Origin of the sequence: Lactobacillus xylocopicola, assembly GCF_033096005.1 — a bacterium.
Taxonomy (GTDB): Bacteria; Bacillota; Bacilli; order Lactobacillales; family Lactobacillaceae; genus Lactobacillus; species Lactobacillus xylocopicola.
The window spans coordinates 1,592,232-1,616,303 of sequence record NZ_AP026803.1 but is presented as its reverse complement, the minus strand read 5'-3'; the positions used below and the strand labels follow the sequence as shown (position 1 = coordinate 1,616,303).

General features: G+C 40.4%; 24 protein-coding genes. 9 read left to right on the top strand and 15 right to left on the bottom strand.

Annotation, left to right across the window (positions count from 1 at the left end):
* Window positions 1-163: 163 nt before the first annotated feature.
* The 3 genes from R8389_RS07780 to R8389_RS07770 form a co-directional block, all read right to left on the bottom strand.
* On the bottom strand, window positions 164-1,474 hold the full coding sequence (locus R8389_RS07780) for an NCS2 family permease (RefSeq protein ID WP_317637458.1): 1,311 nt from the start codon (window positions 1,472-1,474) through the stop codon (window positions 164-166).
* Between the two features lie 127 nt (window positions 1,475-1,601).
* Window positions 1,602-3,056 (bottom strand): DASS family sodium-coupled anion symporter, encoded by a 1,455-nt coding sequence (locus tag R8389_RS07775; protein ID WP_317637457.1) that lies wholly within the window; start codon window positions 3,054-3,056, stop codon window positions 1,602-1,604.
* 103 nt (window positions 3,057-3,159) lie between these two features.
* The gene (locus R8389_RS07770; RefSeq protein ID WP_317637456.1) at window positions 3,160-4,467 is read right to left on the bottom strand and encodes an NCS2 family permease; all 1,308 of its coding nucleotides are present in this window, start codon (window positions 4,465-4,467) and stop codon (window positions 3,160-3,162) included.
* A gap of 223 nt (window positions 4,468-4,690) precedes the next feature.
* Between R8389_RS07770 and R8389_RS07765 the strand changes: the two genes are divergently transcribed.
* Window positions 4,691-5,482 carry a Cof-type HAD-IIB family hydrolase gene (locus R8389_RS07765; protein WP_317637455.1) on the top strand — a complete coding sequence of 264 codons (792 nt, stop codon included), beginning with the start codon at window positions 4,691-4,693 and terminating at the stop codon, window positions 5,480-5,482.
* 78 nt (window positions 5,483-5,560) lie between these two features.
* Here R8389_RS07765 and R8389_RS07760 read toward each other — a convergent pair whose 3' ends face one another.
* From R8389_RS07760 to R8389_RS07725, 8 genes are all read right to left on the bottom strand, one after another.
* Entirely contained in the window at window positions 5,561-6,247 is a 687-nt protein-coding gene (locus tag R8389_RS07760) for a deoxynucleoside kinase (protein ID WP_317637454.1), read from the bottom strand.
* Between the two features lie 12 nt (window positions 6,248-6,259).
* Window positions 6,260-6,910 carry a deoxynucleoside kinase gene (locus tag R8389_RS07755; protein ID WP_317637453.1) on the bottom strand — a complete coding sequence of 217 codons (651 nt, stop codon included), beginning with the start codon at window positions 6,908-6,910 and terminating at the stop codon, window positions 6,260-6,262.
* A 242-nt stretch (window positions 6,911-7,152) separates the two neighbouring features.
* Window positions 7,153-7,653, bottom strand: coding sequence for an Asp23/Gls24 family envelope stress response protein (locus R8389_RS07750; RefSeq protein WP_317637452.1), 501 nt, complete (start codon window positions 7,651-7,653; stop codon window positions 7,153-7,155).
* 21 nt (window positions 7,654-7,674) lie between these two features.
* The gene (locus R8389_RS07745; RefSeq protein ID WP_317637451.1) at window positions 7,675-7,851 is read right to left on the bottom strand and encodes a DUF2273 domain-containing protein; all 177 of its coding nucleotides are present in this window, start codon (window positions 7,849-7,851) and stop codon (window positions 7,675-7,677) included.
* A 12-nt stretch (window positions 7,852-7,863) separates the two neighbouring features.
* Window positions 7,864-8,388, bottom strand: a complete 525-nt coding sequence (gene amaP / locus R8389_RS07740; RefSeq protein ID WP_317638273.1) for an alkaline shock response membrane anchor protein AmaP — start codon at window positions 8,386-8,388, stop codon at window positions 7,864-7,866.
* Window positions 8,389-8,580: 192 nt separating this feature from the next.
* Complete coding sequence (locus tag R8389_RS07735; RefSeq protein WP_317637450.1) at window positions 8,581-9,297, bottom strand: glucosamine-6-phosphate deaminase; 717 nt, start codon at window positions 9,295-9,297, stop codon at window positions 8,581-8,583.
* Window positions 9,298-9,467: 170 nt separating this feature from the next.
* Window positions 9,468-11,822 carry an ABC transporter ATP-binding protein/permease gene (locus R8389_RS07730; protein WP_317637449.1) on the bottom strand — a complete coding sequence of 785 codons (2,355 nt, stop codon included), beginning with the start codon at window positions 11,820-11,822 and terminating at the stop codon, window positions 9,468-9,470.
* A gap of 44 nt (window positions 11,823-11,866) precedes the next feature.
* Window positions 11,867-13,006 carry a YdcF family protein gene (locus tag R8389_RS07725; protein ID WP_425604675.1) on the bottom strand — a complete coding sequence of 380 codons (1,140 nt, stop codon included), beginning with the start codon at window positions 13,004-13,006 and terminating at the stop codon, window positions 11,867-11,869.
* A 227-nt stretch (window positions 13,007-13,233) separates the two neighbouring features.
* Here R8389_RS07725 and R8389_RS07720 point away from each other — a divergent pair, with 227 nt between their 5' ends.
* A complete protein-coding gene (locus R8389_RS07720) occupies window positions 13,234-13,911 on the top strand; it encodes a CPBP family intramembrane glutamic endopeptidase (RefSeq protein ID WP_317637447.1) in 678 nt (225 codons plus the stop codon).
* A gap of 272 nt (window positions 13,912-14,183) precedes the next feature.
* Here the strand turns inward: R8389_RS07720 and R8389_RS07715 are convergent, their stop codons facing one another.
* From R8389_RS07715 to cbpB, 3 genes are all read right to left on the bottom strand, one after another.
* Window positions 14,184-16,049: a heavy metal translocating P-type ATPase gene (locus R8389_RS07715; RefSeq protein WP_317637446.1), complete on the bottom strand. Its 1,866-nt coding sequence runs from the start codon at window positions 16,047-16,049 to the stop codon at window positions 14,184-14,186.
* A gap of 141 nt (window positions 16,050-16,190) precedes the next feature.
* Window positions 16,191-16,754, bottom strand: coding sequence for a hypothetical protein (locus tag R8389_RS07710; RefSeq protein ID WP_317637445.1), 564 nt, complete (start codon window positions 16,752-16,754; stop codon window positions 16,191-16,193).
* A 205-nt stretch (window positions 16,755-16,959) separates the two neighbouring features.
* Window positions 16,960-17,427 carry a cyclic-di-AMP-binding protein CbpB gene (cbpB, locus tag R8389_RS07705; protein WP_317637444.1) on the bottom strand — a complete coding sequence of 156 codons (468 nt, stop codon included), beginning with the start codon at window positions 17,425-17,427 and terminating at the stop codon, window positions 16,960-16,962.
* 363 nt (window positions 17,428-17,790) lie between these two features.
* On the opposite strand from cbpB, the gene R8389_RS07700 reads away from it, so the two are divergent.
* From R8389_RS07700 to R8389_RS07670, 7 genes are all read left to right on the top strand, one after another.
* Complete coding sequence (locus R8389_RS07700; protein WP_317637443.1) at window positions 17,791-18,171, top strand: hypothetical protein; 381 nt, start codon at window positions 17,791-17,793, stop codon at window positions 18,169-18,171.
* A 106-nt stretch (window positions 18,172-18,277) separates the two neighbouring features.
* Entirely contained in the window at window positions 18,278-18,430 is a 153-nt protein-coding gene (locus R8389_RS07695) for a teichoic acid D-Ala incorporation-associated protein DltX (RefSeq protein WP_317637442.1), read from the top strand.
* Window positions 18,431-18,444: 14 nt separating this feature from the next.
* Window positions 18,445-19,959 carry a D-alanine--poly(phosphoribitol) ligase subunit DltA gene (gene dltA / locus R8389_RS07690; RefSeq protein WP_317637441.1) on the top strand — a complete coding sequence of 505 codons (1,515 nt, stop codon included), beginning with the start codon at window positions 18,445-18,447 and terminating at the stop codon, window positions 19,957-19,959.
* Complete coding sequence (gene dltB, locus R8389_RS07685; RefSeq protein ID WP_317637440.1) at window positions 19,959-21,197, top strand: D-alanyl-lipoteichoic acid biosynthesis protein DltB; 1,239 nt, start codon at window positions 19,959-19,961, stop codon at window positions 21,195-21,197. The genes dltA and dltB overlap by 1 nt, the downstream gene beginning before the upstream one ends.
* 29 nt (window positions 21,198-21,226) lie before the next feature.
* Window positions 21,227-21,469 (top strand): D-alanine--poly(phosphoribitol) ligase subunit DltC, encoded by a 243-nt coding sequence (gene dltC, locus R8389_RS07680; RefSeq protein WP_317637439.1) that lies wholly within the window; start codon window positions 21,227-21,229, stop codon window positions 21,467-21,469.
* Window positions 21,459-22,769 carry a D-alanyl-lipoteichoic acid biosynthesis protein DltD gene (dltD, locus tag R8389_RS07675; protein ID WP_317637438.1) on the top strand — a complete coding sequence of 437 codons (1,311 nt, stop codon included), beginning with the start codon at window positions 21,459-21,461 and terminating at the stop codon, window positions 22,767-22,769. Before dltC ends, dltD begins: the two co-directional genes overlap by 11 nt.
* Window positions 22,770-23,048: 279 nt before the next feature.
* Window positions 23,049-23,756, top strand: coding sequence for a DUF975 family protein (locus tag R8389_RS07670; RefSeq protein WP_317637437.1), 708 nt, complete (start codon window positions 23,049-23,051; stop codon window positions 23,754-23,756).
* 61 nt (window positions 23,757-23,817) lie between these two features.
* Here R8389_RS07670 and R8389_RS07665 read toward each other — a convergent pair whose 3' ends face one another.
* Window positions 23,818-24,051: a hypothetical protein gene (locus R8389_RS07665; protein WP_317637436.1), complete on the bottom strand. Its 234-nt coding sequence runs from the start codon at window positions 24,049-24,051 to the stop codon at window positions 23,818-23,820.
* Window positions 24,052-24,072 lie beyond the last annotated feature (21 nt).

Below are 24,072 nucleotides of genomic sequence, written 5' to 3'. Positions count from 1 at the left end.
TCTGAAATTTAAGTAGCTTGAGTTACTATCTGTTGAGTTTATTAGTATATGATAAGGCGATACCAATAAAAAGTAAAGGTATACTTTGATTGGTTATGAACAGATACTTAAACTAAAACAATTAAGCAATGCCTATTATCCCACCATTAACTATTAATTCCGGCTATATGTTGGTAATCAAGAAGAAAATGATAAAGATAAAAAATAAAGCATACATCATGGGCGAGACCCGCTTAGCATGACCTGAAGCAATCATCGTGATTGGATAGGCGATCATCCCTAAAGCCAGACCATTGGAAATTGAATATGTTAATGGCATGCCGACGACAGTCAAAAAGGCTGGAAAGGCAATTTCAAATTTAGCCCAATTGATCTTTTTAAGGTTACCAGCCAGCAAGACACCAACGATAATTAGGGCAGGTGCTGTAACCGTAGTTGGGATAACGGCAAGGAGCGGACTAAAAATCATGCTAATCAAGAAAAAGATCCCGACGAAGATTGCGGTCAAGCCAGTTCGCCCGCCCATGGCAATGCCGGCACTGGATTCAACAGAAGTGCCAAGCGGTGCGGTTCCAATTACCGCGCCCTCGACCATAGCAAGGGAATCGGAAAGAAAGGCCTTGCCAATTCTTGGAATCTTGCCATTGCTATCAACTAGCCCAGCTTGTTCTGTCATGCCAATTAGGGTACCAGCAGTGTCAAAGAAGGTAACTAATAAGAAAGTCAGCACCACCATAAATAGTTGTGGCGTATTGATATCTTTGATGTGAAAGATAGCCTGGCCAAAGGTTGGTGCAATACTGGGCGGATAAGCAACTAGACTCTTAGGCAGAGGAATTTGGCCGATAAGTATTCCCAAAAGAGCAGTGACTACCATCCCGATAAAAATTGAACCAGGAACATTCATTGCCATTAAAATGACCGTCAAAGTTAAACCAAACAGGGTAAGCCCAACAGCTGGTGAATTAAATTTGCCCAGCATCACTAGATTGGCGGAATTGCCCACAATCAATTTGCCGTTTTGTAAGCCAATGAAGGCAATAAACAAGCCAATTCCAGCAGAGATGGCATATTTCAGGTCTGGCGGAATTGCTTCAACGACTTTTTCTCGGAGTTTCAACAGGGTAATCAAGATGAATAAAACAGAGGCCACTAAAACCGCAGCCAGGGCAGTTGCCCAGTTGATCTGCATACCTACACAAACATTATAAGAAAAAAAGGCTGCACTACCCAGCGTTGGTGCTAATGCAATGGGGTAGTTGGCCACTAGTCCCATAATGAAGCAACCGATTGCGATTGAAAGAGCCGTTACCGTAAAGGCTGCCCCTTGATCAATTCCAGCAGCGTGTAAGATGCTGGGATTGACAAAGAGGATGTAAGAGAGACTAACAAAAGTGGTTAGTGCCGCAAGAAGCTCACGTTTGACGGTGGTATGAACATCATTTAAATGAAAGACTTTATTTAAGGTCGTCATTTTCCCCTCCAATAATAACTAAATAAAACTAATGTACCTAGTATATAACTAAGTAAGAGCTAGATCCTATGGTAAATATTTCCCGGGAAATAAAAAAACTGTCGCACAAGCGACAGCTTTTAGGCTGTTACCACATTCCGATCAGCTTCATCCAGGCTAGGCCGATAACGCCGTAGACTAAGATGTAAAAAATACCAAAAATGAAGCTGAGCCGCCACCATTCACCCTGTTTGACATAACCAGATGAAGCTAAAACTGATGCTGCGGGACTGGAGTAATGTGTGGTTGAACCCATAATTGCAGAAAAGAGTGCTAGGAATTGTGCAGCTAGTACTTTTGGCGCTCCGGCAGCAATCGCAACCGTTAGCAGGGGCAAGTACATGGCTGAGTTATGGGCAGTAGCACTAGCAAATAAGTAGTGGGTGTAGAAGAGCACTAGCGCAAGGATGACTAATGCAGCCAGCCAGCTAATGTTTTTCATACCTGCTGAGATACTAGTTGAAATCCAACCGATGAAGCCAAATTGTGTTAACTTTTCAGCCATGAAGACTAAAATTGACAACCAAATTAGAATGTTCCATGCACCAGTCTCACTTAATAGATCCTTGGGCGTTAAAACACCGGTAAAAAGCAATAGCGACACGGAAATGAAAGCAATCAGAGTTGCATCAATTCCCAGGGTGCTTGAAAGCATCCAGAGGATTAAGGTAATGACAAAAATCACCGCCATCATTTTTTCTGGCATAGTCAGCTTGCCCATTTCCTTAAGTTGACCGGTAGCCCATTCTTTTGCATTAGGAGTTTCTTTTATTTCAGGTGGGTACAACTTATAAACGAAGTAAGGTACGGTAAGCAAGCAAATGGCTGCTGGAACAATACTTGCCATTAGCCAGGGCATCCAAGAAAGGGTAACGCCAGCTTTGGATGCTAGTGCTACGGCAATTAAATTTGGTGCACAAGCTGTCATAAAGAGCGAAGACGTAATAATATTTATCTGAAATTCAGTAAAAATCAAATAGGCGCCCATTTTTTTTCGTGAAGGGTCATTTGGTTTAGAGCCGAATGTTTCAGCCAACGATTTGATAAGTGGATAAACCACCCCACCGGCTCGAGCGGCATTCGATGGTGTTGCTGGTGAGACTAGTAGGTCGATTGCACCAATTGCATAACCCAGTCCCAAAGATTTGTGCCCAAACCATTTAACAAAGAAAAGCGCAATTCTTTGTCCCAAGCCGGTTTTAACGATTCCTCGTGAAATCATAAAGGCCATTACAATCAGCCAGGCAGATGAATTAGCAAAGGCATTAATGGCTCCTTTGGCTACTAGTTGGCCGTTAACAACTTTATCCGCAAGCGGCGCTAACCCCAGGCAGATTGTTAATGTAAATCCGATAAGAGTGACGCCACTAATTGGAATCGGCAGGGTGATACAGCCGACAATAGTTGCAATAAAAATTGCTAGCATTTGCCAGGCTTGAACCGTGACCCCAGCCGGTCGAATGGGTGTTGTAAACCAAAAAAGTAATCCAAATACCAGTGGTAGGATAAACTTTTGGTAGTTTATTTTCTCAAGTGTTTTCATGCCAATCCTCTTTTTAAAAATAAAAAATAATATAACAAGATATTTTTTATCGTGCTATATTATTTATTTTATCATAACGGTATCTTCTTTTTATAGAGAATAGTTAAAAATTCAGTACCCATAAGAAAATAATGAAAACGAAGAATAAGATCCACATCATTGGCGTGATTTCTTTGCTGCGTTTAGCCGCCACCATACAAATTGGGTAGGTAATCAATCCAAGGGCAAGGCCATCTGAAATGGAATAGGTTAATGGCATGCCAATCAAAATCAGAAAAGCCGGTACAGCAATTTCCATTTTATCCCAGTGAATATGGGCAGTGTTCTGCGCCATCAAAACACCAACGATAATCAAAGCTGGTGCTGTAACGTGGGTCGTAAATAAACCCAAAAGAGGACTGAAAATCATAGAAATCAAGAAGAAGATAGCAACGAAGACAGCAGTTAAGCCAGTGCGTCCGCCGACTGCGATGCCAGCACTGGATTCAACAAACGCACCAACCGGTGAAGTGCCAAGGACAGATCCGACCATCATTGCAGTGGAATCAGAGGCCAGAGCCTTGCCAACGCGAGGCATCTTGTTGTCCTTCATAAAACCAGCCTGTTGTGCTAACCCGATTAAAGTACCGGCGGTATCAAAGAAAGTAACGAGCAAGAAGGTAAGCACAACTACCCACATTTGCAAAGAGTTGATGTCCTTAACGTGAAAAATGGCTTGGCCAAAAGTGGGTGCAATACTTGGTGCAAAGGCCACTATTTTACTTGGTAGCTCAATCTGACCAGTTACAATACCAAAGATGGCAGCTAAGACCATGCCGATAAAAATCGCTCCAGGGACCTTCATAATCATTAAGATGACGGTAGCCAGTAAACCGAAAATGGTAATCCAAACGGCAGGGTCGTGCAAAGAACCCAAGCCAACTAAAGTTGACTTGTTACCAACAATGAGACCGCCATTTTGCAGGCCGAGAAAGGCAATGAATAATCCAATCCCAGAAGAAATGGCAAACTTTAGATCAGCTGGAATGGCGTTAATAATTTTTTCCCGCAGCTTGAACATGGTAATCAGGATAAAGATGATGGAAGCAACAAAGACTGCAGCCAGTGCTGTTTCCCATGAAACTTTCATACCCACGCAAACCGTATAGGCAAAAAAGGCATTAATACCTAAGGCCGGTGCCTCACCAATTGGATAATTAGCCACAATTCCCATTAAGACTGTGCCCAAAGCACTGGCTAATGCGGTTGCGGTAAAAACTGCCCCCTTATTCATACCACTAGCGCTTAAGACGCTAGGATTGACAAAGAGGATGTATGACATACTGATGAAGGTGGTTAGCCCTGCAAGAAATTCTACTTTGATACTAGTATTGTACTTATCGAGTTGAAAGTAACTCTTAAGAAAATTCATTTAACTTCTCCCACAATCTAAATGTTCGTGTTTTTTATATATATAACAACTATTAAAGTTTATCACGTGACATAATAATTGTAAACACGAATTATATAGTGGAATAATAAAAAATAAATGCGCCTTATGGGCATTGGTACGAAGAATAGTCGTTGACTAAATAGTCAAGTAACCCGTAGAATAAAGTAAATTTTTAATCGCTTTCAGCTTAATAGAAGTTTAAATGGTTAAACTGCTTTTTTCAGACATTGATGGTACGTTAATTAATTCAGCATTAACAGTAACGCCAAGGACGCGTGATGCTATTCGTAAACAGGTTGTTACTGGAAATATCTTTGTCCCAGTATCTGCGCGCATGCCCCAAGCAATCATGACCGTTGTTGGTCAAATCATGCAGTCATGCCCCATGGTTGCATATAATGGTGCGTTGGTTTTAGACGAGCTAGGTCAGCCGCTTTATTCGAAGTCTATTGCTTCAAGCCAGGCAGCATCAATTTGTGCGTATCTTGAACAAGAAGAAAAGGAAATTGTCTGGAATGTATATAGCGGTGCTAACTGGTTCTATTACCCAGGAAATAATATTGACCGGGTATTAAAAGAAGAAATTGTTCAACTTAAGGCAAGTCCTAGTTCGGTAGCTGAAGTAGAGCAATTGCCGGGCGTGCACAAAATCTTGCTGATGGGTCAAGCTGCCGCGTTAGATGTAGCAAAGCAGAATTTAGCAAAGTTGCATCCGGATTTGTTCTTGGTTAAATCAGCGCCTACTTTGCTAGAAATAATGGTTAAGAAAGTAAATAAGGGTGCAGGGGTTAGGATACTAGCAGAAGAGTTAAAAGTCAGGATGGACGATTGTTGGGCCTTTGGTGATAACTATAATGACGCGGCCATGCTCAAGGCTGTAGGTCATCCGTACTTGATGGGTAATGCACCTGCTGAGTTGAAGCGAGAGTTTGCCAATATCACATTGGATAATAATCATGACGGGATTGCAGCTGTTTTGGATGCTGTGGACTAGAATAGTTGAACAGAAAAAACCGCTGTGGCAGTTAATACTGCCACAGCGGTTTTAGGTTAACCAAGCAAGTGAAACTTGTTATTGTGAAATTTTGATATTCGTTGGTTTGTCCCAAGAAGTAGGGAGCTTACCCAGGTCTTTTAATTTGGCAACTATTTGGTCTAAAACAAGCTGCAAGTCGTGATCATTGGACACAAAGTCGAGTTCATCACCATTGATTTCCATTTTAGGTGAATAGTCATACTTTTCATACCAAGGTTCGTAATAACGCAGCAGACGTTTGTAGTAATCTTCCAGGGTAGCGTCATAACTTAATTGTTCATATGGTCGCCCGCGCTTTTGAATGCGTTTGATCATGGTGTCGTAAGAAACATTAATATGAACTAAGAGGTCGGGGTTTTTCTTAGGCATGTGCTCAAGCTGTCCCATCATATTGTTTAAAAGCTCATAATACGTGTCTACTTCTTCCGTAGTTGCTCGACCGATATCGGCATTCATTTGGAAGAAGAGGGCGTCCTCGTAGATTGAACGGTCAAGGACGTTGTTGTCGTCTGTCAAAGCATCCTTAATGCTACGAAAACGTGTATTTAAAAAGAACACCTGAAGTAAAAATGCATATTTTTGGGGATCCGCATAAAAAAGTGGCAATACGGGATTATTATCAACACTTTCATAAAAAGGCTTAGTTCCTAAATACTTAGCTAAAATTTTGGTTAAACTAGATTTACCGGCTCCAATTGGCCCGCTTAAAACAATAACTGTCATCACGATCCTTCTTTATTCTAAATTATCACTTACGCGTAATTTATGATCAATTTGTCTGATTACTTCTCTTTTAGCAGCTTCATCGACAATAAAGTCGAACTTATCACCGTCGATCTCCAGCTTTGGTGATGCATCATAGTTTTGGTACCACGGTTCATAGTAACGAAGTAAGCGGGCGTAGTAGTCTTTTAAACTCGGATCGGTACTGAGCTGTTCAAAGGAGCGGCCCCGTCGTTCTATGCGCTCTAACATGGTATCAAGTGATACATGGATATAAATCAACAAGTCAGGCTTTTTGCTTGGGTTACCCGGTGTATCTTCCATCATGTTCTTTAGCAAGCTGTCGTAAATTTGAAATTCCGTTGGGTCGGCGACGCCATTTTCAGCGTTCATTTGAAAAAAGAGTGCGTCTTCATAAATAGAACGGTCGGAAACACTATTTTTTTCTTTGATTGCCTGATTAATCTGCGCTAAGCGGTGGTTAAGAAGGTAGATGTTAAGCAAAAACGTATAGCGTTTCATGTCTTGATAATACAAAGGCAGTACAGGATTATTATCAACTCCCTCGTAAAAGGCTTGACTCCCCAAGTGTTCAGCTAGAATACTGGTTAAACTGGATTTACCGGCTCCAATTGGCCCACTTAAAACAATAACTGTCATCACGCTCTTTCTTAAATACAATATATAGATCTTTATTTAGTTTAATACGAGATATTGTGGTAAACAAGCAAAAATTTAATTAAAATAGTGAGTCAAATGTCAAGCGATTTTGTATATTGCAGGGCGAAAAATTCACAAAATGTGGTTCAGATTATTTACCGGATGTAGTTTTGTTACACGTGAAACCAAAGAGAGCAACACATGCAATGGTATTGCTCTCTTGGCTTCAAAAATGGGGAAGCGGGTTACTTAACTCTTTTTTCTGTCTTTGCTGGGGAATCTTTTTTGTTGTCAATCTGTTCTTTTTGATCAGTGATTTTTTCTTTAGCATCCTCAGTCACATCAGAGATCCGGTCTTGCAGACTAACTGAATCCTTTTCGTGTTGTTCTTTGCTCTTGATATCGACAACCGTAACGTTGACTTCAACCGTGTCCAAACCAGTCATTTCCTTAACTTTGTCATAGATTTGCTGCTTGATTTGATCATATAATTTGGTAATTTCTACACCGTATTCAGCGACAATCTCAATATCTACGGCCACTTGTTGTTTGCCAACTTCAACGTTGATACCAGATGTAATATCATCATTGTTGACAATCTTGTCCGCCAGATTGGAAAAGAAACCGCCGTTAATAGTCAAAAGCCCTTTGATATTTGATAAAGCAATTCCAATGATTTTTTGAATCACTTTTGAATCATATGCTAGATTCCCTTTAATTTCTTGATTCGATTTATTTTGTAACATTTTAAAAATTCCTTTCGTAGTTTATTTTCTTAAATTTTTGAGTAAGGGCAGGTAGTGTCCGCCTAAAACACCCAGCACGCCCATGGCAATTACAAAAATTGTTTTGAAAAAGCCCACTTCCAAAAAACACCACGCCACTAACAAACCAGTTGCTGCACCGCATATTTCTGGGAGGTATTGATTTATTTTCGCTTTCATGGTCTACCTCCTTTATTGAACCCGCTTGTGAGGTCTTTCTGGAATACGATAGTTTACAAACTTAATAATAATCTTGGGTTTCTGGTCAATTCCAAGTAGGAGCTTGAGATTTTTTGCTAGTTCATCAAAGTAGCTATCTAACAGCTCTGCAACATTTTCCCCCGCACCCAGTGAACCGCTGATCTTAATTTTAATTCGCCGCTTGGTAAGGCGTGAATCAACTTTAACCTTACTTAGATAGGGTAAATCAGCCAAAGAATTGCTGATATAGCCATTAATCGCTTTACTAGTAATTGTGACGTGTCCAGTCCGTTTATGAATTAGGTTAAAATACCTTTGAACTGGCCAAGCTAAGATAACAAGTAGACTAATCACTAGGATAACTAACACAATAGCGCTGAGCGCGATTAGATACCAAGAAAACAGCGGATCGATTTTGCCTAGCGGGAGTAAGTGAATTTTTAGATACATTTGCCAAAAACCTTTAGTTTCCCACAGAAGATATACTGGTAGAGGCAACAATAAAAGTATACTCATAACCAGCAACCATTTTTTAATTTTCTTCAACTGATCACATCCCTTTCTTAAGACTAATACTAATACTGATTTTGTGATTAAGCTAACTAAAGGTACCGTTATATATACATTATTTGCTTAATATATTGAAGGCAAACAAAAACCATCCAATAATAATGAATGGTTGTTTTTAAGTTAGCCGGTACTAGTGTTTTACCGGTTAGTCAGTTTACTTGCGGCTGCTTCATCGATTATTACCGTTACATTTGCATGTTTTTGCAGAATTGAGGCTGGCACAGCTTCGGTTACCGGACCCTCAATCATCTTTTTAACTGCATCAGCCTTGCTCTCACCAAAGGCCATAATAATAACTTCTTTTGCTGCCATAATATTGGCAATACCCATACAAATAGCCGTTTTTGGTACTTCGTCAATAGTGCTGAAGAAGCGTGAGTTGGCCTTAATGGTGTTTTCGGTCAACTTAACTTCGTGGGTAATTGAATCAAAGGAAGTTCCTGGTTCGTTAAAAGCGATGTGTCCGTTTTGACCAAGACCTAGGAGCTGAATATCAATTGGGTGATCTTTGATAATCTGGTTGTATTCAGCAGATACACCTTCCGGGTCAGCCGCTGCCTTCAGACCATCAGGAACGTATGACTGCTTAAATGGCTTCTGTTCAAATAGGTGCTTCTGCATAAAATAATGGTAACTTTGATCGTTGTCTGGACTTAGGCCGACATATTCGTCTAGATTAATACTAGTTAACTCACTAGTATCTAAATCACTTGCTACCCATTCGCGATATAGATCTACTGGAGTAGAACCGGTAGCTAGGCCGAGGACCTTAGCGCCCTGCTTGATACCTTTACTAAAAAGCTTAAAAGCTGCTGTACTAGCGTTAGCTTTGGTGTCTTTGATAATAATTTTCATAGTTTTGCCTCCATATTTAATTAAGCTCATTATAAATTGGTATATGCCAATTTGTCAATAAGTTGAATTAGAAAGATTTGCGGGTAAATAGCGTAAAGCTTGGGCAAGCAAAAACTCCTAACATTGTTTCACATGTAACATTATTAGGAGTTTTAATTAATGATAATATTTTATTCACTTCGTAGAGCGGTCGCGGCATCTTTTTTAGCGGCCATTCTTGCAGGAATGTGACCACCAACCATGGTTAGAATAGTGGAAATCAAGATTAGGATTAGTGCGTGAATTGGGTTTAACTGACCAATGTTAGATAGATCAGTAATGGAATATAATAGACTATTAATTGGGAAAATCAGCAAACAAGCTAAGGTCACACCCAAAACACCTGAGAATATACCTATGATAAAGGTTTCAGCATCAAAGACCCGGATAATATCCTTTTTACGTGCACCCATCGCCTTTAGGATGCCAATTTCTTTTGTTCGTTCGATAACAGAAGTATAAGTTAAAATACCAATCATAATCATGGAAGTGATTAACGAGACGGCAGCAAAAGCAATTAACACTGCGGTAACTCCACCTAGTAGCTTACCGATTAAGGATGTAAGTGAATCAGACATATCTGTATAAAGAATGCGATCACTTTTATTTTTGCCTTTGTTCCACTTTCTTAAGTAGGCCAAAACCTTGTCCTTAGATTCGAAATTATTGGGATAAATCATAATGCCGGTGGGAAGATTGGAACTACCAATCGATTGCATCATTTGTTTCTTGGCAGTTGCATTCATGTTCTGTCCAGTCATAACATTCTGTTTTGTCTTCTTTTGAGTTTTGACAATAACAGAATTTTTATTCTGCTTGACAATTTCTTGAGCCAATTGATCGTTGTAAACAATTCCTTCTGATAATAGGGCCATGGAGTCTGTGTTTTTCAATCTGATGATACCAGAAATTTTCAGTTCAACCTTGCTGCTATCATACATGGCCTTGCTGACTTTTTTAGGGACAAACATATTTCTGGGTAATTTTTGATAGTAGTTATCGTTAGCAATTACTTTGTACTTAGTGCCAACCATCTGTTTGAATTTGAGCTTTTCACCGGGGTTAATCTTGATGCCCAGGTTTTTAAGTACATTAACATCAACTGAATTCTGATTATTGACTACTAATACCAGGTCAGTTGGCTTGCTCGGCCAAGAACCCGATAAGAGTCGGTAGTTTTCTTGCAGAAAATTGCTCTTGTTCTTATTTAGTGAAGTTGGAAAAATGGTCGAACCTGCGAAAGAAATATTAGGCATTTCAACTGAAGAAGATGATTGTGATTCGGTTTCACCAGGTAAAATCGAAGAGAACTGGATGCGTTTGATTTTACCGTTGACATTTCCTAAGAGATTGAGATTTACCCCTAACTGATAAGAAATGTTGTTGGCATAATTGGGGTCGATTTTTTTTACATAATCAAGGTAGTTTTGGGAAATTTTGTTTTTGTGTGTCGTTTGTTGTAAGTAATTTGGAGCTGCCGTGACATAGCCCCGGCTTTTGACATATTTTTCTTCATCCGCATCATTACTGGTATCAGTGGTAGTTTGGGTGATAGTGACCGGATACTTAGCCAAAGCCTTACTCATCGTTGTGTCAATCTGCTTTTGAAAACCGTTGGATAAGGCCAAGACAATGGCAATCGAAATAATCCCAATGCTTGATGCAAAAGCGGTTAGGGCCGTTCGCCCTTTTTTAGTCATAATATTGGTAAAGCTCAATTTAATTGCGTTCCAATATGACATCTTGGTCCGCTTTAATTCAAAGGTACTCGGTTCGTCTACAGGAGTAAATGGATTTGAGTCACTAAGAATTTTACCATCTTGGAAGTTAACGATGCGGGTGGCATATTCTTCGGCCAACTCCGGGTTGTGTGTAACCATAATAACTAAGCGATCATTTGAAAGCTTTTTAATCAATTTCATGATTTGTTCTGAAGTTTCAGTATCAAGTGCCCCGGTGGGCTCATCGCACAGTAAAATGTCGGGATCATTAGCTAAAGCGCGGGCAATAGCCACTCGTTGCATTTGTCCACCAGAAAGTTGATTGGGGCGCTTAGTAATCTGGTCTTTTAAGCCAACTTGGGTAAGGGCAGCAATTGCACGTTCGCGTCGTTCACTTGCGGGTAAACCAGATAGATTCATTCCGAGTTCAACGTTAGCAATGATAGTCAAGTGCGAGATTAAATTATAGTTTTGAAATACAAAGCCAATCGAATTGTTGCGGTATGCGTCCCAGTCTGTCTCTTTAAAGTCTTCGGTGGACTGGCCGTTAATAATTAGATCGCCATTATAATAATAATTAAAGTCTTCAGTATCATAACGGTCAAGACCACCAATGACGTTTAACAGTGTGGTTTTTCCAGAACCACTAGGTCCTAAAATTGCAACGAACTCCTGATTGCGAAATGAAATGGTTACGTCGTCGAGCGCATGTGTTACGGTATCCCCCACATGGTACGACTTACGTAAATGCTTTAATTGCAACATATCTTATCCCTTTTCCTTAATATAAGTAATTACCGATAGATATTCTACCATTTTTTAAAAAACAAACATATAAAATAGACTAATTTATTTATAAAAGTATAAACACTAGATAATTGCAAAAGAGCATAAATCATAAATAAAACCGTAATTCCTAAAATAACAACAAGGTGCCGTTTCTTCTGAAATAATAAAACACCAGCGAATTCGCGAACAATTGCGTTAGGCAGATAGTAGAATCTGGTATAGCAGCCAACCCCATTAGCCTTGAGGCCTATACTCTTGGCAACTAGCGCTGCACGCAAAATGTGATAGTTGTTGCTGAAGAATTTTGCGCGGTAGCTATTGTTGCCGAAGTCCTTGGCGGCTACTTGAGCAGAGAACTGCATATTTTGGCTGGTGTTTTTCGATTCCGTTTCAAGCAGAAGGTCATCTGGGTCAATACCATGCGCCAGTGCATACTCAGCCATCGCTTGCGCTTCGGCAATTTTTTCATCATTTCCTTGACCGCCAGACATAATCAGTTTGGGCATTGATTGGCCCTTGGCAACTTGTTTTTGGGCAAATTCGATTGCACGGTTGATCCGTCCTGCTAATAGGGGCGTTACAGTATCTCCATTGCTCAGCCCAGCTCCAAGCACAATCAAATAATCTTGGTGATAGTGGCGTGGAACAAGTTGGTAAAGAGCCAGGTTGACTAAAAAGTTATACGCAACTAAGAGCAGGTAGAGGATGATGGCAATTGGACAATATAATAGTGTTTTGGTCCAATTCGGCAAACTGCTAAGTGGACTGAGTAAGGCAATTACCCAAAACAGCAAAAGCACCAGACCGGTAAAAAAGGTGAGGGAGTTGGTTAGGGTATGACCTTCATGTTTCCAGACAAAATATGCGTTCCATAAGAAAAATAGCCAAGAAAAAGCCGCAACCAAAGTGACGGTTACAATAAAAGTCATTAGGAAGACAACATAAATCATTCTTAAAGCATGAATCTTGGTCGCCATGACAATAACGGTTAGCCAAAAACCTAACATTATTAGGAAAGCAGTAAAAAGAATACCATTAAGCAACCTACGAGGTTCAATCAACCAAGAAATTAAAAAAATAATAACAAAAGCAAACAAAACAAGTGAAAGTTCAATAAATGATTGGTTTTGATTAAGGAGCTCAAGCAAGTGCATCATGATTTCTACGTGTGGCATTCAATAAGGATCGTTGTAATTAGTAAATATAACTGATTCGTTAATCTAGCTAGGCAATCGTGACCCTGGCTTAGCATGACGGCAAACTACACAGGGCTTAGCCTAATAAGGAGACGAATCATTTTTAAGATAACTTGCATTATACTATGACAGCGTACATAATCAATGATATATTTTTATTTTCAATCGGAACTGAAAGGGAGTTATCAATAATGCGCAAGGTTTTTTATTTCCTGGGAAATATTGTTGTCATGATTGTGGCAATAATATTATATAGCTTGACCCAGCAGTTTTACTTTTATCCTAGTCGGGTTAAAAAAGCATTTCACCTTAGCTCAAGCAGCTACGTTGTCTTGACCGTGGCGGTTACGATTGGTGTTTTGTTGCTGCTTGCTTTTATCTATCGCAAACAGTTACAAAAGCAAAATAAGTGGGACTTTAACCGCAAACCGCACTGGGGGATTCGACGGATTTTGGTTGCCATTGCAGGTTTTCTCCTGCTGACGCTGACAAGTATCTTACTTCCGAAGCTGCTGGGCATTAATGGAGATAGCACCTCAAACAATCAAACCATCCTAAATGGAATTCTGCGGTCTGCAGGTAATTTTTACTTTCCGATGATTGTCTTGATTGCACCAATCTTTGAAGAGACTATCTTCCGGGGTTTTTTCTTTAACACCTTTTTCCCGCAGGAGACGACAAGCAGTAAGTGGCTGGGTATTTTATTTAGCGGTTTTGTTTTTGGGTATATTCATGATCCGACTTTAACGAAATATCTTTTTTTATATTGGGCTTTGGGTTGTATATTAGCCTGGACCTATACGACAACCAAGGATTTACGCTATTCAATGATTGCCCACATGTTGTACAATTCACTCGGATTTTTATAAAAATGTTGAGTTGGTAACATTAGGCGTTACGCTAGAGGACAAAAAGAAATGCTGACCGGTGGAAAAGGTAAACAATCACCACTGACAATCAAGGCGGCAGGGACGAACTTGATTGCCAAGGCAAGCTTGGGTCTGAATACTACGGTATTATCTATAAACGTCTGCCTAGCGGGCTGGTAAGATTAAAAGCAATTCAGCTTACTCACACAATGAAAGAATAAAGTAAAACAGACCACTTCACTAATGAAGTGGTCTGTTTTATTTTGACTAACTTATCTTTCAGAACTAATGCCCGTTTGTTGCGGGTTATTAGGTGTTGTTTTGGCTAGGAGCGCTAAACTAATCGAAATCATGTCGACTACTTCTTGCAGAATGGCACCGAAGAAGGCTGGAATCACACCAGTGAAAGCTATTAGTTCAATAATGATAACGATGGTAATAGCGGTTAAAACATCGACATTAGCTACCTTCATAGTGTGCTTGGAAATTGCTACGGCATCATTAATCTTAGACAGGTCATTAACCATGATGATTGCATCTGCGCTTTCACTAGCAGCAGATGCTCCCTTTGCGCCCATTGCGATACCGACATCAGCGGCAGTCAGGCTTGGTGCATCGTTGATACCATCGCCAGTCATGACTACCGGACGTTTTTCTTGCGGGATCTGTTTAATTGCGGCAATTTTTTCAGCTGGTAATAAGCTGTCACGGATATCCTTGATACCGACGTCTTGACCGATTTGGCTTGCGACGTCTTGGTGATCGCCAGTTAGCATCATCATGTGGGCACCGGTTTGCCGCCTTAGTCGGGCGATGGTTTGGGCGCTTTCTGGGCGGACCTGATCTTTAAAGGTAATGTACCCAGCGAATGTTTGGTCGATTGAAATGTAGATGGCAGTTGAATTGACTACTTTAGTTGGTTGACTGGGCGCTACAAAGCTTAGTTTGCCAACCTTAACTAGATGACCGTCAACTTTACCGCTAATGCCTTGACCAGTCGTTTCTTTAATATCTGTAGCAGCTTTAAGAAGATGTTTGGCGGTTACGCTGACTAGGGAGTTGGCAATGATATGGCTTGATTGCTGCTCAATGCTGGTTGCGTAACTTTGCAGAGTTTCTTTGCTAAAGTCCTTGCTAGTCGGGAATATTTCATCAATGACTAGTTGATTTTCAGTTAAAGTACCAGTCTTGTCAAAAGCGAAAGTTTGGGCCGTCGCAAGCTTTTCTAGGGTGGGACCAGATTTGACGATTATATGGTGCTTGGACATTGAACTCATGCCTGAAACGAGGGCAACTGGGGCCGAAATTAGTAAAGGACATGGGGAAGCGACAACCATCACCTCGGCAAAGTTGACCAGATTACCGGAGTGAATCCAGGCAGCTAGTCCGATTACCAAGGAAATAACGGTAAAGGGCACGGCATACCGATCTGCCATCTTAACAAACTTGGCTGGTTGGGCTTGGGATGACTGTACCAGGGAAACAATGGTTTGGTATTCTGAATCGCTGGCCTTTTTCGTTACCACCATCTCCACGGCAACATTGCCGTTGATTGACCCAGACATTAGTTCATCGCCGGGATGCTTGCTTACAGGTAGAGATTCACCAGTTAATGACGATTGGTCAAAACTTGACGCACCGCTGACCACCTGACCGTCTACTGGAACTTGTTCGCCCGGCTTGATTAAGACATGGTCATTAATTTTCAACTGATCAACATCCACCGAGATGAGCTCTTTGCCCATGATTTTGTTAGCAATTGTTGGTGAATTGTTTAGCAGCGACCGCAACTCCTTATCTGCCTGGCCAGTTGCATAATCTTCCAAGGTCTCACCGCCGGTCATCATGACCAAAATCATCCACTCAGCCCAAATATCACCAATTAAAATCGTTGAAACAACCGCAATCACGGCTAAAATATCAACGCCATAGCGTCCAGACTGGAAGTCGGCAATGATCTCTCCTAATAATGTAATTGCCATCATGATACCGATTAGATCAATTAAAATTGCCTGAATTGGAAATTGCAAGTTACCAATTTGGAAAATGCTCTGCGCATGTAGGCCAAACTGACAAACCAGCCCAATTGCTCCCACTATGAGTACCAGGATAAACTTCCATTGCTGTCTTAACTTCATAAGTTTGTTTGCCTCCTAAGAATAAAATTAATGTACGTGATTTTTATTTTAGCACTAATTTTCTTGTTTTAATTAGAATAAGTCTAATTTAGCTTCAAAAAAACATGATTATAAAAATAAAAGAAGGCTAGGCCTTCTTCATCAATAGTCTTTTAATTTTATTACTTTATCGGAGTATCTTTTTCGGTCTGCTCCTGTCCGTCTGGCTGAAGGGGTTCGGCTAGGCTGGTGTTCTTCATAGTTGACGGGGTTTATGCGGAAGGTTCCGGCCCGCCGCAGTGAATCGATTACATCGGTAGCTGACATAGTAACGAAGTTGTCGTTATTGCCAAAATCGCTTGTTTCAGTAAAGTAGCGATTAATGCGGTTAATGCCTTGAGGCGAAAAATGCTCTTCGCGGGCTAAGTCCAGCAGCAACGTATGCAGCCGGGTGGCTGAAACCAGTTCATGTTGCACGATTTCAAATACCCAGGAAAAATTAGCATTCATAACTTTTGTTTCTTTGGCCGCTTTATCCTGATAAAGGGCTGAGGTAATAAGTAAGGCTGAGGTTAAATCATCAGAAGACAGGTCGAGCTGCTTAAGCTGGGCGACGAGCTCTGCCTTTTCTTTCAACGATAATTCGCGATTACTTGGGTATGTTCCGTTTTTAATAATGGTATTAACTAGTGTGGTGAATTGTTCAGAAATTATTGGACTTGTCATTTTTAATGTCTTTCTTTTCTGCTGTGATAGCAATAGTGTGTTTTTCAATATTATTTATTATGGTGAACCATATGTTTATTCACTTTCTATATACAAAAAACTGATATAAAGTTACCTTATTGGTGATCATTATAGTCCACCTTGATTAAAAATACACAAAAAAGAGCAGCAAAAATTTAGTTAGAGCGAGAATTTTTTAATTATTTTAGATTTTTGTTATTTTATATTTTTGGTCAAAATTATGGGCTACAAAGTTAAAAGCTTTGATCCATTCACGCCGGGTCAATAATCCTTGGAAAACACCCACATCGTCAACAACAGGCAGAAAGGCGTTATCAACAAGCAAATGCAGTTGAGTTTCTAAAGTTGTTTCCACAAAGTTTATTTTATCAAACTCAGTTTGCATCACGTCTTTTACCTTTAAGTCAGTCAACGGATCAAGGGAAATGTCATCCGTTTCGAGCATTTTAGCCGTAATCATGGCTAAACTGAGCAGGCCCACCACCCGATTGTCGCGGTCGAGAACGGGAATCTTAGAGTATTTAACCCGAGTTAAGATTAAAAAAGCGTGGTAGAGGGGATTATCGTCCTCAACAAAAGCAATACGTGATGCCGGAATGATAAAAGAACCGGACTTTTCTTCAATTAAGCGGCTAATTGCAGATGAAAACATGTTATTACAGAACCTTTCATGAGATAAAACAACATTAAAGCAAACTAATTGTAACAAAGAAAAACGGCCCACATAGAAATGCGAACCGATTTATTTTCTTCTACTTGAAGGAGTAAGAATGAATGAAATAAAAAGTGGGAGTATGTAATAAGCTTATGATCGCTCATTACATCCAAAATAATAAACCTTAAATCTGAAGTAAAGGTGTATATTCTCTTATGAATAGGTAAAGAATTCCTTTAGAACTAGTAAAGACCAGACTACCACAAGCAGGCTAGTCTCCTTATAAGTAAGCGACTAGCCAGTAGCGCCAATTGCAGTGCGAACCGCTAAAAAGTGAAAAATTGTCTGCTAAAGCGCACTTTGTTACAATTAGAGAGATTTAATAACTCTAGTACTTTTTTATTTGGGATTGAGGAGAGCAAAATCGATAAGGAAAAATATCACCAAAAAATTATTCGCTGTTTGCGCTGGGCTGGCTGGCTTTGCGTGATACCAGCTGCCTTTTGGCTATATTTGGCGCGGACAGGTGGAAATAATGGCTATGATGGTCTTTTTTTAGGCTGCATGGTTCTGGCAATTTTGTTTGGTAGTTTTATTTTGACAACAGCCAAGAGTCCGTATTGGCTAAAAACTAGAAATATTTTTATTTTGGCAGTAGCTGCAATTATATTTATTGCTATAATTGTTTTCATACCACTTTATTTTGCATATACCATTTGTCGCAAGATAGATGTAAAATAGTTTCAATGAAAAAGCAAAATTTGGTAAAAATTAACTAAAAGTTCTGACCAAGCCAGGATATCAGTGTTATAATCTAGTGGTACATTACTGAAAGAGATGAGAAACGATGGCTAAAAAGGAAAAAAGCGATTCGCCTAGTAAGCGTATCGGAAAGTTTATTCTGACCACATTCGTTTATTGTGCGATTTTAATGGTATTGATATATCTATATCAGTATAGTGGTCTTACTTCAGTTCACTTTATTTATAATGAGTTTTAAGGTGGTAGGATGGTATGATTAAAGATGTAATTAAAGAAATTGATCAGGTTGCAAGCGCAGACCCTGAACGGGTAGTCTTCGATTATCTGGGTCAAACCAATACATACGCTGATTTGAAGCAGCGATCTGATGCCTGGGCACATAAAATTGCTAGCCTAGATATAAGGCCAGGAAGTCCCGTGATGGTTTGGGGAGGACAAGACTTTGAAATGCTGGCCAGCTTTCTGGGTTGTGTCAAAACCGGCCACGCTTATATTCCAATTGTCAGTTACTCTAATGCTGAGCGCATAGTGATGATCCAGGAAGTGGCTGAGGCTGAAGCAATTTTGGCTATTGATGAATTGCCAGACATTAACTTATCTGGTCTGAAGGTTGTCAAACCGGAAGAGGTTAAAGTTGGTAACTATGCGATTGATCCCGCTAACTTTGTGACCGGGGATGATAATTTCTACATTATCTTTACGTCAGGAACTAGTGGCAAACCTAAGGGCGTGCAAATTAGCCATAACAACCTACTCAGCTACCTTAACTGGGAAATGACTGATTTTGGCTTGCCTGAGCATCCCGATTTTCTGGTGCAGGTGCCATATTCATTTGATGTTTCAGTGATGAGTATCTATCCAGTGTTGCTAGGTGCAGGTAAGTTAGTTGTTTTGCCCCATGAGTTGACGCAAAATTTTGCCCAGCTCTTTCAAACCCTACCTAAGCTGCAGTTCAATATTTGGGTATCAACGCCTTCATTTGCCCGGATGTGTTTTTTGGATAAGACTTTTGACGAGGCCCACCATCCAAACTTAAGCCAATTCTTATTCTGTGGCGAGGAACTGCCACATACAGAAGTAGTTATGCTGAAAGAGCGCTTCCCGCATGCTCGAATTTTCAACACATATGGGCCTACTGAAACAACGGTGGCAGTGACGCAGGTTGAAATTACCGATAAAATTTTGCAGCAATATGATCGCCTGCCAATTGGTAAAGTCAAAGAAGATATGCGTATTACGATTGATAAAAGTAAGGGTAATCGTCCCGATATGGGCGAAATTATTATTACAGGCCCGGCAACTTCCAAGGGTTACATCAATAATCCAACTAAAACGGCGCAAGCTTTCTTCAAAAAACCGGGAGATCAATATTTGAGTCACCGCTCTGGTGATGAGGGCTTCTTTAAAGATGGGTTGCTCTTTTACCGGGGACGGATTGACTTTCAGATTAAATTTAATGGTTATCGAATTGAGCTTGAAGAAATTAACCATTATATCAGTCGGAACCAGTTCGTTGACCATGGTGTTGCTGCACCTAAGTACAATAAGGATCATACGGTCAAGCAAATTGTGGCTGAAATCGAGCTCAAGGATGGTGTCGCCGACCGGTATTCAGAAGCCGAAATAACTAAGGCAATTCGGGCCGATTTAGCCAAAGATTTGATGCCATATATGATTCCCCAGCGCTTTATTTACCGGGAGAAGTTACCAGTTTCGCAAAACGGTAAGGTTGATATCAAAGCAGTAATTAAGGAGGTTAACGAGTAGTGAATTTTAATTTCGTTAACTTACAACCTTATAGTAATCCGCAGTACTTCATCTACTTGCTGGTAGGGCTGCTGCCGTTAATTTGGGGTCTCTATAATGGTCGCCGCTTTAAGATCTATGAGCTGGTGTTTTCATTGGTGTTCTTATTTCTGATCTTTGACGGGGATAAGTGGCAACAAGGCGTCAGCCTGATTCTTTATTTATTGTTTCAGCTGCTACTGGCTTATTGCTACCTCCGTTATCGCAAGAGCGGGCAGAATAAGACCTGGGTCTTCTACCTGGCGGTAATTCTGGCGATTGTTCCCTTAATCCTAGTTAAGTTTCAAACTGCTTTTCCAGCCGCAAAAATTCCAGGAGTTTTAGGCTTTTTAGGAATTTCTTATATTACCTTTAAGACCGTCCAAGTAATTATGGAAGTGCGTGATGGGGCAATTAAGGAGCTTGATTGGGGCACTTACCTCCGTTTTCTGCTATTTTTCCCGACCCTGTCCTCTGGTCCAATTGACCGCTATCGGAGGTTTGCCAAGGATTGTGATGCTGTGCCCACCCGTGCGCAGTATGTCGATGACCTGGCGCAAGCTACCCGATACTTGTTCCAGGGCTTCCTGTATAAGTTTATTCTGGGTTGGTTCTTTGGCACTTATTGGCTACCTAAAATCACCAAGTACGCACTGATTGCGGGAGCAGCTAATGGTAATTTGAAACTGTCCTGGTGGGTAGTTGCCTATATGTACTGTTATAGTATGTACTTGTTCTTTGACTTTGCAGGCTATTCCTTGTTTGCGGTAGCCATTTCATACTTCATGGGCATTCACACGCCAATGAACTTTAATCAGCCCTTTATTGCGCCCAATATCAAGGACTTCTGGAATCGTTGGCACATGACCCTTTCCTTTTGGTTCCGGGACTACATTTACATGCGTTTTACCTTCTTCGCAATGAAGAAAAAATGGTTTAAAAACACGGTTCATCTGTCACAAGTGGCTTACCTATTACTCTTCTTAGTAATGGGACTGTGGCATGGTCTAACGTGGTATTATATTGTATATGGTCTGTTTCATGCCTCTGCCATTATTATCAACGACAGCTGGATCAGATTTAAAAAGAAACACCGGGACCAAATCCCATCCAATCGTTTTACCAAAGGGCTCGCAATTTTTGTGACATTCAATGTGGTCTGTTTCAGCTTTTTGCTTTTCTCAGGCTTTCTCAGCCAACTTTGGTTTGGTTGGAAGTAAACGACAGTTTTTATTAAGAGGTTATTATCATGGATATCAAAAACGAAGTTTTAGCAATTTTACAGGAATTAACTGGTGAAGACTTGGCGGACAAGATGGATGAAAACATTTTCACTACTGGATTGATGGACTCAATGGCCAGCGTGCAAATGTTGCTTAATTTGCAGGAAAAGTTTGCAATTGATGTTCCGGTTTCAGAATTTGACCGTGAAGAGTGGGATACCCCAGCTAAAATTGTGGCAAAGGTGGAAAACTTAGAAAATGAGCAATAAACGCCAACTGTGGCAGATTTTTGGCCCGGTTCTTTGCGCTATTATCCTTACGGTCATCATTTTTATGTTACCGTGGGAGCGGACCTTTTCCAAAGACGCAATCTATCAGGCGGCTAATGCCCGTTCAACGACCATTTTTAAGGGTTCGCTAGTCAAGCAGGATGCCTTCAAAGAGCAATATGTGCCTTTTTATGGATCGAGTGAGTTATCACGCATGGATCCGCTGCATCCGAGTGTGCTAGCCCAAAAGTATCACCGTAATTACCGCCCATTTTTGCTGGGTGGTCCCGGCAGTCAGTCGTTAGTCCACTTTTTGGGGATGCAGGGTTCGGCTGAGGAATTACGGGATAAGAAGGCGGTTATGATAGTTTCACCGCAGTGGTTCACGAAACAAGGGCAAAATTCAGCGGCTTTTGCCCAATACTACTCGCCGCTACAAGCTTGCAACTTTTTGTTAGGCATTAAGGAAGACAACTTAGCTAACCGGTATGCGGCCAAACGCTTTTTGACCATGCCGGAGGTTAAAGGCTTCATTAAGCAAGGGATGTCTAAAATTGCAGCTGGTGAGAAATTGACTGGTACGCAACGCTTCTTCATCGAGGGGCAAAGACGCATGTTAAACAACGAAGATAAGTTTTTCAGCATGTTTCAATTGCGTGATCGAATTAAAAAGATTGATAAGAAAGCCAAACGGCTGCCGGCAAAATACTCGGTCAAAGCCCTTAATCGAGTAGCCAGCAGACAAGCTGCCCGTCATACTAGTTCTAATGAATTTGGCATTAACGATAAGTTCTTTAAAGCTAAATTGAATAAAAAGATTTTAGCGAAGGTAAAGGGCAGTCAGCGCCACTTTAACTACACTAAGTCGGTTGAATATAGTGATTTTGAACTAGTTTTAGATCAGTTTGCGCGGCAACATACTGATGTTTTGTTTATTATTCCGCCCGTTAACCATAAATGGGCCAAGTATACGGGCTTGTCTTCAAAGATGTACCAAGAAGCGGTTGCCAAAATCAAGTTACAGTTAGCTAGTCAGGGTTTCAACCATGTTTTGGACCTGTCTAAGCGGGGCGGCGATAAACACTTTATGGAAGATACCATTCACTTAGGCTGGCGCGGTTGGGTGGCAGTCGATCAAGCGGTTAAGCCGTTTATGGCCCAACCTAACCTACCAGTTGACTACAATATTAACGATTACTTTTATAGTAAGAAATGGCAAAAAAAGCTGCTTAAAACCAGTTTGAACCATAAAAAAGCAAGGCAGCAAAGTAGTGCTAAAAAAGTCAGTGAAATAGGTTAACTAGCTCAACTAGAAAGCCATAAAGTAATGATGATTGGTTAAGTCCTTGTCTTTTAACTTATTGAGTGCTAAAATTTTGTTGTGCCGTCATAACGAAAGTAATCATTTTCTTCGGTAGCGAAAATGTGATTTTTCTATATGTGGTCAGTTTATGGCGGCACAACACTGTGTGAGCTTAGTTCCGATGTTGGTGGAACTAGGCTTTTTTTGTATATTCTTTGCTATTGGCTGATAAGTAAGCGTAAGATAGATTTAGCTAAAAAAGTAAGGAGAGTAATTATGAATAGAGCTGAATTAAAGGCAGAAGCCAAGGAAAACCTGCGTGGTAACTGGAGCTGGGCTGCGTTTGTGGGAGTATTGATTACTGTGATTAATGGTATTATTTTTAGTCCGCAAATTAAAACTGTTATTGAAGATTTGCAGAATTTTAACAGTGGCCAGCTTTTGGACGATTTTACACCAAATCAGATATTAGATCCGGGCTATTGGTCCGGCCGCTTGGGGAGTAATGTGGGACTAGGCCTGCTTAGCGGCTTCTTTATGTTGAGCATGGTCGTTACTTTTTTGAACTTTAGTAGGGGGCGGAAATTACCGGTACTTAAAGCTACTTTCTCCGTTTTTACTGATAATCGCTTTATCCCGGAATTTTTAAATTATCTGTTAAGCTATCTTTTCCAGTACTTGTGGACGTTTCTATTACTTATCCCTGGTATAGTTAAGTCATATTCTTATGCACTGACACCATACATTGTTAATGACTTGGTTGAAAGTGGTCAAGAAGTTCATGCAACAACTGGGATTACTGCCAGTCGGCGGTTAATGGCCGGCCATAAATGGGAATTATTCAAACTGGATCTGAGCTTCATTGGCTGGACCATTATTGCACTGATTCCGTTTGGCTTGGGACTAATTTGGTTAACACCATATATTCAAACTACGCGGGCCAACTTTTACCGTAAACTTGCTGGTGATCAATTCACCAAATAATAAATTGATTTTTAACTAGTAAAAAAGAGCAGGATCAATCCTGCTCTTTTTATGTCTAGTTTTAAAACTTGTTCAGGTTGTTAATCTCGTTATGGATTAACTTGTCAGCATAATTAGCATCAGCTTCGTCTCTTTCTTTCAAGGCGTCTTTAATTTGACTGGACTTTAGGTGGTCAGTTAAGTATGTTAGCAAGGCTTCATTAGTTAACTCATCAAGGTTGCCGCCAGATATTTCTAAATACTTTTGGACTAACTTAGTTACTTTTTCAGATAATTCGATTTTTTTCTTGCTCATTTTTCCACCCTTCAAAAATCA